At 61.7% G+C, this 13,273-nt stretch carries 12 protein-coding genes and 1 pseudogene; 11 read left to right on the top strand and 2 right to left on the bottom strand.

From position 1 onward, the window contains the following. Window positions 1-54 precede the first annotated feature (54 nt). From dapA to arsH, 10 genes are all read left to right on the top strand, one after another. Complete coding sequence (gene dapA / locus ACF8R4_RS17700) at window positions 55-921, top strand: 4-hydroxy-tetrahydrodipicolinate synthase (protein WP_104834985.1); 867 nt, start codon at window positions 55-57, stop codon at window positions 919-921. A 186-nt stretch (window positions 922-1,107) separates the two neighbouring features. Next, window positions 1,108-2,151, top strand: coding sequence for an aliphatic amidase (locus ACF8R4_RS17695; RefSeq protein ID WP_060499207.1), 1,044 nt, complete (start codon window positions 1,108-1,110; stop codon window positions 2,149-2,151). A gap of 54 nt (window positions 2,152-2,205) precedes the next feature. Beyond that, on the top strand, window positions 2,206-3,327 hold the full coding sequence (locus tag ACF8R4_RS17690; RefSeq protein WP_060499206.1) for an AAA family ATPase: 1,122 nt from the start codon (window positions 2,206-2,208) through the stop codon (window positions 3,325-3,327). Between the two features lie 21 nt (window positions 3,328-3,348). Then, entirely contained in the window at window positions 3,349-4,506 is a 1,158-nt protein-coding gene (locus ACF8R4_RS17685) for a transporter substrate-binding domain-containing protein (protein WP_060499205.1), read from the top strand. Beyond that, window positions 4,503-5,087, top strand: coding sequence for an ANTAR domain-containing response regulator (locus tag ACF8R4_RS17680; RefSeq protein WP_060499204.1), 585 nt, complete (start codon window positions 4,503-4,505; stop codon window positions 5,085-5,087). Before ACF8R4_RS17685 ends, ACF8R4_RS17680 begins: the two co-directional genes overlap by 4 nt. A 12-nt stretch (window positions 5,088-5,099) precedes the next feature. After that, window positions 5,100-5,612: an AmiS/UreI family transporter gene (locus ACF8R4_RS17675; protein WP_060499203.1), complete on the top strand. Its 513-nt coding sequence runs from the start codon at window positions 5,100-5,102 to the stop codon at window positions 5,610-5,612. Between the two features lie 474 nt (window positions 5,613-6,086). Next, entirely contained in the window at window positions 6,087-6,443 is a 357-nt protein-coding gene (locus ACF8R4_RS17670; protein WP_025753212.1) for a metalloregulator ArsR/SmtB family transcription factor, read from the top strand. 29 nt (window positions 6,444-6,472) lie between these two features. Continuing rightward, complete coding sequence (locus ACF8R4_RS17665) at window positions 6,473-7,756, top strand: arsenic transporter (RefSeq protein WP_019099351.1); 1,284 nt, start codon at window positions 6,473-6,475, stop codon at window positions 7,754-7,756. A 14-nt stretch (window positions 7,757-7,770) separates the two neighbouring features. After that, complete coding sequence (locus ACF8R4_RS17660) at window positions 7,771-8,241, top strand: arsenate reductase ArsC (protein WP_023048558.1); 471 nt, start codon at window positions 7,771-7,773, stop codon at window positions 8,239-8,241. Window positions 8,242-8,264: 23 nt separating this feature from the next. After that, window positions 8,265-8,978 (top strand): arsenical resistance protein ArsH, encoded by a 714-nt coding sequence (gene arsH / locus ACF8R4_RS17655; protein ID WP_392493019.1) that lies wholly within the window; start codon window positions 8,265-8,267, stop codon window positions 8,976-8,978. A 324-nt stretch (window positions 8,979-9,302) separates the two neighbouring features. Here arsH and ACF8R4_RS17650 read toward each other — a convergent pair. Both ACF8R4_RS17650 and ACF8R4_RS17645 read right to left on the bottom strand, forming a co-directional pair. Continuing rightward, window positions 9,303-9,727, bottom strand: a pseudogene (locus ACF8R4_RS17650) (transposase); the annotation flags it as partial. A gap of 291 nt (window positions 9,728-10,018) precedes the next feature. Then, window positions 10,019-11,707 (bottom strand): NAD(P)H dependent flavin oxidoreductase family protein, encoded by a 1,689-nt coding sequence (locus tag ACF8R4_RS17645; RefSeq protein ID WP_104835468.1) that lies wholly within the window; start codon window positions 11,705-11,707, stop codon window positions 10,019-10,021. Between the two features lie 78 nt (window positions 11,708-11,785). On the opposite strand from ACF8R4_RS17645, the gene ACF8R4_RS17640 reads away from it, so the two are divergent. After that, window positions 11,786-13,270, top strand: a complete 1,485-nt coding sequence (locus ACF8R4_RS17640) for a PLP-dependent aminotransferase family protein (protein ID WP_392493017.1) — start codon at window positions 11,786-11,788, stop codon at window positions 13,268-13,270. The last annotated feature ends 3 nt before the right edge of the window (window positions 13,271-13,273 follow it).

Raw genomic sequence — 13,273 nt, 5'->3', positions numbered from 1 at the left:
CTTCGACTCTTCACCCTCTGACGCTGACTTTCGGTCAACATCAGGAGTTTTTGCATGTCGAATTTCCGTGGTATCTGGATCGCCCTCGTCACGCCAATGCGCGCCAATGAAATCGACTTTGCCGCCTTGGAAAAGCTGGTGAAGAAGCTGCTCGAGGACGGCGTGGCCGGGTTTGTGGTGTGCGGTACCACGGGTGAGGCGGCGGCACTGTCCAAGGCCGAGCAACTGGCGGTGCTGGATGCGGTGTTGGCCTGGGTGGAGCCGGGCAGGGTGGTGATGGGCCTTTCGGGTTACAACCTGCGTGAGCTGCTGGCCTTCCAGGCTGAAATTCAGCAGCGTGATATTGGCGGGCTGCTGGTCCCCGCACCGTGCTACATCCGCCCATCGCAGGCCGGCCTGGAAGCCTTCTTCGCTACCGTAGCCGATGCCGCCCGCGTGCCAGTGATCGTGTACGACATTCCCTATCGCACTGGGGTGCGCATCGAGCGTGAAACCCTGCGCCGTATCGTGCGCCACCCGCGCATTGCGGCCGTCAAGGATTGCGGCGGCGACAGCGAGACTACCCTGGCCCTGATCGAGGATGGCCATGCCCAGGTGCTGGCCGGTGAAGACCTGCAGATCTTCAACAACCTGTGCCTGGGGGGGGCCGGGGCCATTTCGGCCTCCGCACACGTGCGCGCCGACCTGTATGTGCGCATGCTGCAGCAGGTCGACAGCGGTGACTGGGTGGCCGCGCGTGGTACGTTCTTCCGGTTGCTGCCCTGGATCAAGCTGGCGTTTGCCGAGCCCAACCCGGCGGTGGTGAAGGCAGCGTTGCAGTTGCAAAACCTGATGGCAGACGAGCTGCGCGAACCGATGCAAGCATGCACGGATACAACCCGGGACAGGCTGCAACGCGTGCTGGGCTCACTCGGCGCCTGAAGAGGCAGCAGCTGTTGCCGGGTTGACAAGCCGCCACACCCGGCATATACCGTTGGTTGTCAGGAGCTGCGCATCAATGGCGATGCCGCTGCCTCCACCCCGAACCCCAAAGAGCAAATGAGCTCTCTCCGCATGCGGAGAGGGCTTTTTGTCGTCCCTGAAAAATAACAACAAGAGGTGTTCAACATGCGTCATGGTGATATTTCCAGCAGCAACGACACCGTCGGTGTGGCCGTGGTCAACTACAAGATGCCGCGCCTGCATACCCGCGATGAAGTGCTCGAAAACGCCAGGAAGATCGCCGACATCATTGTCGGCATGAAGCAGGGGTTGCCGGGCATGGACCTGGTGATTTTCCCGGAGTACAGCCTGCAGGGCATCATGTACGACCCGGCAGAAATGATGGAAACCGCCGTGGTCGTGCCCGGCGTGGAAACCGAAGTGTTCGCCCAGGCCTGCCGCAAGGCCAATGTCTGGGGCGTTTTCTCGCTGACCGGCGAGCGCCATGAAGAGCACCCGCGCAAGTCGCCCTACAACACCCTGGTGCTGATCGACAACAACGGCGAGATCGTGCAGAAGTACCGCAAGATCATCCCTTGGTGCCCGATCGAAGGCTGGTACCCGGGCGGCCAGACCTACGTTGCCGATGGCCCCAAGGGCCTGAAAGTCAGCATGATCATCTGCGATGACGGCAACTACCCGGAAATCTGGCGCGACTGCGCCATGAAAGGCGCCGAGCTGATCGTGCGATGCCAGGGCTACATGTACCCGGCCAAGGACCAGCAGGTGCTGATGGCCAAGGCCATGGCCTGGGCCAACAACTGCTACGTGGCAGTGGCCAACGCCGCCGGCTTCGATGGTGTGTATTCCTACTTCGGCCACTCGGCGATCATCGGCTTCGATGGCCGCACCCTGGGCGAGTGCGGTGAAGAGGAAATGGGCATTCAGTACGCCCAGCTGTCGATCTCGCAGATTCGCGATGCACGGCAAAACGACCAGTCGCAGAACCACCTGTACAAGATTCTGCACCGCGGTTACAGCGGCATGCATTTGTCCGGCGACGGTGACCGTGGCATCGCCGAATGCCCGTTCGACTTCTACCGCACCTGGGTGCTGGATGCCGAGAAGGCCCGCGAAAATGTCGAGGCCATTACCCGGCGCACCTCGGGGGTGGCGCAGTGCCCGGTTGGCAGCCTTCCTTACGACGCGAAGGAAAAGGAAGCCCGTTAAAGGGCGTGCCCGGCGTGCCTGCGGGCACGCTGTTTCACCGTTGAGGGGAAGACCATGCCGTTCTTGAACGACCTGCTGGAGCAGACGCGCCGCGACGCGTCCTCCAGCGCTGCACTGAATGCCGAAAACTGCCACACGCGGACAATCGTCGAAACCCACCTGCGTAGCGAAGACACCCTGCAGTCGCGATTCCGCTTCGACGTCGCCGCTATCATGCAGGTGTTACGCAGCGAAGTACTGGGCCAGGACGAAGCCCTGCAGGCCATCGAAGATGTGCTCACGGTGGTGCGTGCGGATATTCTCGACCCGCGCCGGCCATTGTTCACGGCGTTGTTCCTTGGCCCGACCGGGGTTGGCAAGACCGAGATCGTGCGCGCCCTGGCCCGCGCACTGCACGGTGATGCCGATGCCTTCTGCCGGGTCGACATGAACACGCTGGCCCAGGAGCATTACGCCGCTGCCCTGACCGGTGCGCCGCCGGGCTATGCTGGCGCCAAGGAGGGCCGCACGCTGTTCGACCAGGCGCTGCTGGACGGCAGCCAGGGGCGCCCGGGGATCGTGCTGTTCGATGAGCTGGAAAAGGCCAGCAAGGAGGTGTCCCAGGCGCTGCTCAATGTGTTCGACAATGGCCTGCTGCGCTTGGCTTCCGGGGAAAAGAGCTTCAATTTCCGCAATACCCTGGTGTTCATGACCAGCAACCTGGCGGCAGACGAAATACGCCAGCACCGGCTTGGCCCGCTGGTATCGCTGCGGCGTTTGCTGGGGCAGCGGGCAGGGCAACGGGAGCGTCTGCTGGCCCTTGTGCGGCGACGCCTGGTGAAGCGTTTTTCTGCCGAGTTCGTCAACCGCATCGACAGCACCGTGGTGTTCAACGCCATCGAACAGGCAGTGAGCGAGCGCATCGTCGAGCTTGAAGTGTCGCGCCTGAACCGGCGTCTGGCCAAGCATCACTGCCGCCTGCAACTGGATGCGGCAGTGGTCGGCAAGCTGGCCAGCGAAGGGCATGACGTGGAGTTCGGCGCCCGCGCACTCAAGCGATTCATCCGCCACGAACTGGAGGTGCCGCTGGCCGAGTACCTGCTCGGCAACCGCATCCCCTGCCGGGCCGAAGTGGCCTGCATCACGGTGGCCGGACACCTCGAACGCGGGCGTATCCGTTTTTCGGTGTCTACATGATGGCTGCAACAGGACAGTGTGATGAGTAGACAAGACAGGCAATTGAAGGTGGGCTTGCTGTTCGCCGAAAGCGGCGTTACCGCAGCCATCGAGCGCTCGCAGCGCTGCGGCGCGTTGCTGGCGGCAGAACAGGTGAACCGCGAAGGCGGTGTGCTTGGCCAGCCGGTGCTGACCCTGGTCGGTGACCCCGGGGGCGACCCGGACCGGTACCGCAACCTGTGCGACGACTATGTGCGCAACCACGGCGTGCGCCTGATGCTCGGCTGCTACATGTCGCATACCCGTAAAGCCGTGATGCCGGTGGTCGAGCGCGCGGATGGCTTGCTGTTCTATCCCACGCCTTACGAGGGGTTCGAGTACTCACCCAACATCATCTATGGCGGGCCGGCACCCAACCAGAACAGCGCGCCGCTGGCGGCTTACCTGACCCGCCATTATGGCGCCAGGGTCGCCTTCGTCGGCTCGGACTACATCTACCCCCGGGAAAGCAACCACGTCATGCGCCACCTGTACAAGCAGCATGGCGGCGAAGTGGTGGAGGAGGCTTACATGCCACTGTACCCCTCGGCCGATGATCTGGCCCAGGTGGTGGAGCGGGTGGTTCGCGCTGCCCCGGATGTGGTGTTCTCGACCGTGGTCGGTACGGGTACGGCAAGTTTCTATCAGGCATTGGCGCAGCGTTACGGTAATGGTCCTCGGCCGCCCATTGCCAGCCTGACCACCAGTGAGGCCGAAATCGCCGAGATGGGCGCCAAGGTGGCCTGTGGCAACATCGTCGTGGCGCCGTATTTCACCAGTGTCGACTCGCCACAAAGCCAAGCGTTCGTCAGCGCGTGTCGGGCGTTTTTCCCGGCTGATGTGCGCATCACCGCCTGGGCCGAGGCCGCCTACAGCCAGATGCGCATGTTGTGCCAGGCGGTGAATGCTACCGAAAGCCTTGAGGTGGAGGTGATCCGCAATCACCTGTACCACGCGAGCCTGGACAGCCCCCAGGGCAGGGTGCATGTGGAGCAGCAGAACAACCATTCGCACCTGTTCGCGCGCATAGGCGAGATCGATGCGAGCGGGCAGATCTGCATCAAATGGCAGTCGCCCGTGGCTATCCGCCCCGATCCCTATGTGGTGGTGCACAACCTCGATGACTGGACGGCGAGCATGGCGGGAGGCGGCCCCTCATGAGCACCACGAACATCCTGAATACGCTGCGTGAGCTGCATGTAGGCATTGTTTGCCCGCCCAGTGAAATCACCGATGCCCTGGTGTTGCAACTGATGCGCATCGGTTGTTCGGTAAAGCAGTACTGGCCACCGCCCAAGGCGTTCGACACCCACACCGACCTGGTGTTTTGCGGGGTGTTCGAAGGGCGCCACCATGGCGAACTGGGCAAGCTGCTGGCCCAGGGCGGGGTTCGCCTGACCGCTGTCGCGCTGGTGGAGTACGAAAGCCCGACCATCCTCTCGCAGATTCTGGAGCTGGGGTGCCATGGCGTGATCGTGCTGCCGCTGGACAGCCACAAGGTGCTGCCGGCGCTGGTGTGCGCCAGGAGCAATAGCGAAGCCCACGCCCGTTTGATGCAGAAGAACGCCCAGTTGCAGGAGCGCCTGGAACACCAAGCCGACATCAACAAGGCCAAGGTCCTGTTGATGGCGGCTCAGGGCTGGCAGGAGCCTGAAGCCCATGCCTACCTGTCGAAAGAGGCAATGAAACAGCGGTTGTCGATGTTGGAAATGGCAAGAAAAACCCTTAAACAATTCGAATGAGAAGAGGTTGCCATGTTGTACGGACTGGTTCTGCTGTATGTGGGTGCGGTGTTGTTCATCAACAGCATCTGGCTGATGGGGCGTATCACCGACCGTGAAGTGGCGGTGATCAACCTGTTTGTCGGCTTGCTCAGCCTATTGGTGGCGGTCTACCTGATTTTCGTGGTGGGCGCGGCCGAAGGCATCAAGGCGGGTGCCTTGACCATCCTGTTCGCCTTTACCTACCTGTGGGTGGCCGCCAACCAGTTGTTGCAGGTCGACGGCCGCGGCTTGGGCTGGTTCTGCCTGTTCGTCAGCGTGACGGCGCTGGTGGTGACGGTCAGCTCCATCCCGGGCGCCGAGGGCCTGATGAAGGTGTGGGATGTGCTGAACTGGGCCGCGTGGACGGTTTTGTGGTTCAGCTTTTTCCTGTTGTTGGCACTGGCCAGGAAAATCCAGCGGCTGGTGGCGGTGATGACCCTGGTATGCGCGATCTTCACCGCCTGGGTGCCTGGGCTGCTGATCCTGTGGCAGCAGATGGGCTAGGGGCAACACTATCGCCCTGAAACAGGGCCCGATTCCTGTAGGAGCGGGTAAACCCGCTACTACAGGTCTCAGCCTTCAGAGGCTGCCTCATTGCTGAGGTGCGACTCACGAGATTCACAACCCGAAGAAAACCGTTCCGCTGGGCATGGTGCATCTGGTGCTTGCGGGTACGGTGATGTCCCACCTTCGGGCTGCAAAAGGTCTTGGGTCGGCAAGCCCGCTGCAGTCAGATGCTCAGCCAGGCCTTGGATTTGATCGGTACCAAGCAACCGGACAGAGATATCAGGCTGGTTCATTGGAGAGTCTGGGGATGGTATCGACGGCCAGTATAGGGCCCAGAGCGCGGGCATTGTCCGGTTTTTATGACGTCCCGTAAGGCGAGGCGGTTGTAAATATCTACTTTACCGTATATTCGAGTCGTCATATATTCGGTTTTGCAGATATTGGCCGTACACGCATTTCCCAGGAGGTCACATGCGGGAAACACTGACACCCCCCATCGTTTTCAAATGCCTGGCTGATGACACCCGGGCCCGGATGACCCTGCTGATCGCCCGTGAAGGCGAACTCTGTGTCTGCGAACTTACCCACGCGCTGGAACTGAGCCAGCCGAAGATCTCCCGGCACCTGGCTCAGTTGCGCGAGGCTGGAATCCTGATGGATCGCCGCAAGGGTCAGTGGGTGTACTACCGACTGCACCCCGAACTGCCGCAGTGGGTGGACGCGATACTGAAGGGCGTTGTCGAAGCCAACCAGGAATGGTTGAGCCCCGATGCATTGCGCCTTGCCGAAATGGGCGAGCGGCCGCAGAGCCCTGTTGCCTGTGCTTAAGACTTCCCTTCGCTGATTGAGTTGTAGCCATGCTGATCGCTTTTTTGATTTTCTTGGTGACGATCGTTCTCGTCATCTGGCAGCCCAAAGGCCTGGGCGTGGGCTGGAGCGCCGCACTGGGGGCCGTCGTGGCACTGCTGGCGGGCGTCGTGAGCCTGTCCGATATCCCCGTGGTCTGGCAGATCGTCTGGAACGCTACCGCCACTTTCATCGCCGTCATCATCATCAGCCTGCTGCTGGATGAGGCGGGGTTCTTCGAGTGGGCGGCATTGCACGTGGCCCGCTGGGGCAATGGCAGCAGCCGCAAGCTGTTCGCCTTCATCATCCTGCTGGGCGCCGCCGTCTCGGCGCTGTTCGCTAACGACGGTGCGGCACTGATCCTGACCCCGATCGTCATCGCCATGCTGCTGGCCCTGCGCTTCTCCCCGGCGGCGACGCTGGCATTCGTCATGGCGGCGGGCTTCATCGCCGATACCGCGAGCTTGCCGCTGGTGGTATCCAACCTGGTGAACATCGTTTCCGCCGACTACTTTGGCATTGGCTTCAGCGAGTACGCCTCGGTCATGGTGCCGGTGAACCTGGTCAGCATCGCCGCCACGTTGGGCATGCTGCTGTGGTTCTTCCGCAAGGACCTGCCGCGTACCTATGAACTCGACCAACTGAAGGCTCCCGAAGCCGCTATCCGCGACAAGGCGACGTTCGTTGCCGGCTGGTGGGTGCTTGCGCTGTTGCTGGTCGGCTTCTTCGCCATCGAGCCGCTGGGTGTACCGATCAGCGCCATCGCTGCTGCCTGTGCGCTGATCCTCTACCTGATCGCCGCGCGCGGGCACGTTATTTCTACCCGTAAGGTGCTCAAGGACGCGCCCTGGCAGGTCGTGGTGTTCTCACTTGGCATGTACCTCGTGGTCTATGGCCTGCGTAACGCCGGCCTCACCGAGTACCTGACGCAGATCCTCAATGTCTTCGCCGGCTACGGGATCTGGGGCGCATCCCTCGGGACGGGGTTGCTCGCCGCTGGCCTGTCGTCGGTCATGAACAATATGCCCACTGTGCTGGTAGGGGCCTTGTCGATCCATTCTGCCGAAGCCACCGGCATTGTGCGCGAGGCCATGATCTACGCCAACGTCATCGGCTGTGACCTCGGTCCGAAAATCACCCCCATCGGCAGCCTGGCCACCTTGCTGTGGCTGCACGTGCTGGCCCGCAAGAACATCGTCATCACCTGGGGTTACTACTTCCGCACCGGCATCGTCCTGACGCTGCCGATCCTGCTTGCCACCTTGGCCGCATTGGCCATCCGCCTGAGCTTTTGAACCGGAGATACCTGATGAAAGTCTTGTTCATGTGCACCCACAACAGCTGCCGCAGCATCCTGTCCGAGGCGCTGTTCAATCACCTGGCCCCCGAGGGTATGGAAGCTGTGAGCTCGGGCAGCTTTCCAAGCGGTAAGGTCAATGAGCGGGCACTGAATACCCTGGAAGCCGCCGGTATCCCCACCGCTGGTCTTTCAAGCAAGGCCTCGGATGCCTTCGAGAGCTCTCCTCCCGACATCGTTGTCACCGTGTGCGACCGTGCTGCCGGCGAGGCCTGCCCGATCTTCTTTGGCCCATCGCTCAAAGCCCACTGGGGCCTGGCCGACCCTTCGGCGGTCACCGGGAGTGAGGCAGAAATCGAAGAAGCCTTCCAGACAACACTTGCGAAGATCGATGAGCGCGTGCGCGCCTTCATTGCGCTGCCTTTCTCGCAACTGAGCCAGGACGAACTGAAAGCCGAGCTTGCCCGCATCGGCGCGCTTTAGGCCCTGGACCAATGGAGACCGAAATGAACGACCACCTGCCAAATGTCCAACCAGAACTGATTGATCTGCCGTCGCTGGAGCGGCTGGCGCCGAAGGATCCTTCCACACACAAACCGCGCATCCTGCTGCTTTACGGATCGACCCGCGAACGCTCATTCAGCCGCTTGATGGTCCAGGAAGCTGCGCGCCTGCTGGAAGAGTTCGGCGCCGAAACCCGTATTTTCGACCCTTCCGGCCTGCCGCTGCCGGATGACGCTCCGGACTCCCACGAGAAGGTGCTGGAACTCCGCGAGCTGATGCAGTGGTCCGAGGGCCAGGTGTGGTGCTCACCCGAGCGTCACGGCTCAATGAGTGCTGTCTTCAAGGCGCAGATCGATTGGGTACCGCTGGCCATGGGCGCCGTTCGCCCGACCCAGGGCAAGACCCTCGCCGTGATGCAGGTTTGCGGTGGCTCGCAGTCTTTTAACGTGGTGAACCAACTGCGTGTGCTTGGCCGCTGGATGCGTATGTTTACCATCCCGAACCAGTCGTCGGTGCCGAAAGCCTTCCTGGAGTTCGATGAGGCCGGGCGCATGAAGCCGTCTTCTTTCTACGATCGGCTGGTCGACGTGATGGAGGAATTGACTAAGTTCACGCTGCTGCTGCGTGATCGCCAGGATTATTTGGTAGATCGCTACTCCGAGCGCAAAGAGTCGGCGGAAGAACTATCCAAGAGAGTCAATATCCTGTCTATTTGAGGTCATGAGCATGTCGTATTCTTACTCATTGAAATCGTTGCCCCATACTCCGGGTGAACTGATTTTTACGCCTTGTCCGGGCACGCCGTGGCGATGGTTACCCTGATGTCGGATACAGAGCTGAATCGCCGATGGTTCCGTAGACACGTCGAACGGCTGCTGTGGGTCCAGGCTGTGTGAAAACGCAAGTAAGTACGTCGAGGAGCGAAAGAAGCTGGGTCAGCCTGTAAATTCAGCAGATCTAAGTGCAGGTCTCACTCAGTCGGGCGCCAGGCGCTGCCTGTGCTATCTGGGCCGCGGCAGCGGCCCAGATAGCCGTATACGGACGCATAAAACGCTTGGGGAGAAAAGATTGAGGTTGCGGCAAAGCACTACGAATTGCCGGCAGACGCTGCGAATGGCTTTGCCGTTGTCTCGGCGAAAGTCGGCAATCGTTTTGAAGTCAGGCGCCAACCGGCCCGCTAACCACATCAGCTCGACATTGCGCGCTGCCTCGCGTTCAAGCCGGCGGCTGGACTGAATCCGATTGAGGTAGCCATAGATGTAGATTTTTAGCAGGACTGCTGGATGGTAGGCCGGACGACCCGTTGCAGCCGGATCGACACCCTCGAACCCGAGTGCTCCGAGGTCGAGTTCATCGACGAAAACGTCGACCACCCGAACTGGGTTTTCTTCGGTGATGTAATCATCCAGGCACTCCGGCAGCAGCGTGACTTGCGTCCGGCTTCACCTTCAATGAACCGTTTCATGATCGTCCCCGCCACGATCTCGACGATCAGAAGGTTAGACAATCGCAGGTGTTTTCACACAGCCTGGGTCGAAAGCAGCCGTTCACGCGTGTCCGCTTTCGCCCTTGGCAGGCATAGCGTTCGCTGCTGATTTGGGCACTTCAGTAGGTCTAAACCCATCAGAGCCAACAACCCTTGAGATTCCGCCTTGCGTTGGCGCAGACTCGATCAGCCCGGTCATGGCTTGGGCCACAGGCATGCCGAAGGGGTTGCGCGCCTGATTGACGCGCACCTCGCGTCCTGACGGTCGTTTCAAGCTGTGGTCGCCACGACAGGCCTGGCCTCGCCAATCAGGATGTCTTCAAAAAACGCCCCGACGGGTTCGGTAGGGTGGCACAGCTGTATTTCCAGTACCCATACCACCTCGCTAGGGACGATCTCTACCTCGGCCAGTTTGTCCTGCCCATACAGCACATGGGGGAAATCGGCGATGCGGTGCCCGGCCAAGTTGCGCTCGAGCTGCCAGCCTTTGGCCTGGGCACTGCGTTCGGCGAAGTCATACAGTTCGCGCCCGGTCAGCCCAAGGCCCCAGGCCTGACGGGTTTCGTCGAACACCTCATGCAATGCCTTGACGCAGGCGTGGTGCAGTTCGTGCTGGCCGAACACGAAGGTGTCGCCATAGTCACCTTCGTAACCATCCCAGACCGGGCCGACGTCGACCACGACGATATCCGTGGTACGTAATACGCGTTGCAGATCAATACCTTGCCGTGGGGTACGCACGGTGTCATCGCCGAAGCGGATGTAGGTGGGGTGCCAGGTGTGCGACGCACCCATCGCCTGCAGGGTTTGCGCGGCCATTTCAAGCGCCTGTGCAGTGGTCATGCCGACCTGCAGTTGGCTGGCTATCGCGGCCACGGACCGTACCGACTGCTCGCGGGCTGCGAGCATGCCGTCCAGCGAATAGCGCGGGCCGACCTTTTCCAGCTTCGGGTGCAGTGTGCTGGCCGATGAGGCCTGCGCTGCCGGTGCGCCACTGGCGACAAAGGCTTCGGCGACAAAACGATGGGGGTGTACGCCTGCCGCAATGCAGTGTTCGCGGGCCTGGCTGATCATTGTGGCATTGCCGCAGGCGTAGACCTGGGTATCGTCCCAGCGATGCGGGTGGGCCAGCGCCGCCTGCTGCACTCGCGCCTGGTCCGAGTGTACCGGGTGCCAGCGAAAGCGTGGGTGCGCATGGCTGGCCTGTTCGAGAAACTCATGGTCGTAGAAGTCCGCTTGCGATGAACCGCCCCAATACAACGTGACCTCGGCATCGCGGGCCAAGGCAGTCAGCAGCAAGGGCTTGATGCCGGCATAACCTGTGCCGGTGGCGAGCAGCACCAACGGGCGTTGGTCCTCGTGTTGCCAGGTGCAGGCACCCAGTGGGCCTTCGAGCGTTACTGAAGCACCTGCTTGCAGGGTGGGCAACACGCCTTCGGTGAACAGGCCACCGCTGACCTTGCGAATGTGAAACACCAGTTGCCCCTGTTCCTGGGCTGGCAGGTTGGCAATGGAGAAACAGCGGCTGTCGCCATTGCCCAGCTGGAACCGCACATACTGGCCGGCCCGAACATCCAGTGGCTGGGCAGGCTGCAGCACGAGCTCGACGATATCCGTGCTCAGCGCGCGCCGGCCAACCACTTGGGCGCGGACTTCCAGTGCCGGTTTATCCAGTGACCAGCCGGGTATCTCCAGGCACATGTCGCTGCAGGCGTGGCTCTGACACAGCAGCATCTCGTCGGCAGCCAGGGGATAGGAGGGGGCCGGTGTGTCCGCATCTCGCTGCTTGTCGTGATACTGCCCCGACACCACCTTGACCTTGCACGAGCCACAGGCGCCACGGCGGCAGGAGAAGGGTACCGGCAAGCCGCTGGCGAGCATGGCATCGAGCAGCAACTCGTGGCTGGCTTCGAAGGTTTTGCCCGAGGGCGACAATTCAATGACGTGGCGGCTTTGCATGAACACCTCGGCTCAAATGGAGCTTTGATTGTTGCTATAGTCCAGGACCAGCAGAACCTCCAGATTTGGATAATTTACATGGTCCAGCTTCGTAAATGGCAGCCGCTGCTCAAACTCGACGGGGCGCAAGCTTCGTACCGGCAGATTGTCGAGGGCTTGGTGGCCGCGATCAGTGAGGGTCGCCTGCGCCCTGGCACGCCCTTGCCGGGCACGCGGGAGATGGCGCAATTGCTGAAGGTCAACCGCAAGACGGTGATCCTGGCCTATGAGGAAGCCGAAACCAAAGGCTGGCTACAAAGCGTGCAGCGCCGGGGCACCTTTGTCAGCCAGCAGCTGGCGGCCAGTGCGCGGGCCGAACCGGATGCCACCCGGCGCTTTGCCCTGGCGCTGCCCGAGGAACCCGCTGTTGCCTACTTTGCGGCGAACGAGCAGGCCGCCGCGCAGCAGGGGCGGCCAGGTGCGTTGTTTTTCGACAACGGTGCCTGTGACCATCGCCTGCTGCCGCAGGCTGTACTGCACCGCTATTACCGCAATGCGTTGCGCAGCAGTTTCATCAGCAACAGCGTGCGCCACGGCAGTGAATGCAGCAGCCGCTACCTGCGCAGCGCCCTGGCTGACATGCTGCGGCACAATCGCAGCCTGAACGTTGGCGCCGAGCATATCTGCCTGACACAGGGGGTGCAGATGTCGTTGTCGCTGGTGGCCAGCGTGTTGCTCAAGCCGGGTGATGTTGTGCTGGTCGAGCGCCTGAGTTATCCGCCTGCGTGGGAAATCTTCCGTCAGCTGGGTGCCCGGCTGGTCACCGTGGAACTGGACCATGAAGGCTGCCGGGTGGATCAGCTCGATGCCCTGTGCAGGCAGCACAAGGTAAGGATGATGTACATCACGCCTCATCACCAGTTCCCCACCACGGTCAGCCTGCCGGCCGGGCGCCGGCAGCAGTTGCTGGAGCTGGCGCGCCAGCACGACTTTTGCGTGGCCGAGGAAGACTACGACTACGAATACCACTTCTCCGGGCGGCCCTACCTGCCTTTGGCCAGCGACCGCCAGCAGCGGCATGTGATCTACATCGGCACGATGTCCAAGCCCTTGGGCAGTACGTTTCGCTGCAGTTACATCGTGGCGCCCGTGGAGGTGATTGCCGTGCTGGAGCGCCGAGCGACGCTGACCTTGGGGCAGGGCGATGCGGTGATGCAGCGCATGCTGGCGGATTTGATTAATGAGGGCGAGCTGAAGAAGCACTTGCGCCGGGTCAACCGCGAGTACCGACGCCGCCGGGAGACCCTGTTGGCGTGCTTGCACGAAGCGTTTGGCGAGCACATTTGCGTACAGGAGCCGGAAGGGGGCCTGGCGCTGTGGGTGCGCTTTGCCGACGCAATCAATGTGGATGAGTTGGTCGAGAAAGCGCTGGAGCTGGACCTGGTGGTGCGCAGTGGGCGGCAGTTCTCCCCGTTTGGCCATGCCGAGAACGCCCTACGCCTGGGGTTTGCTTCGCTGGATGTGGATGAGATCCGGCTGGCCACGCAACGGTTGGCGCAGGCCGCCCAGCGGCCCCCTTGCTGAACC

Source organism: Pseudomonas sp. FYR_2, assembly GCF_043106425.1.
In the GTDB taxonomy this organism is placed as follows: domain Bacteria; phylum Pseudomonadota; class Gammaproteobacteria; order Pseudomonadales; family Pseudomonadaceae; genus Aquipseudomonas; species Aquipseudomonas monteilii.
The sequence above is the reverse complement of the archived record's forward strand: the minus strand, read 5'-3'. Positions and strand labels throughout refer to the sequence as shown.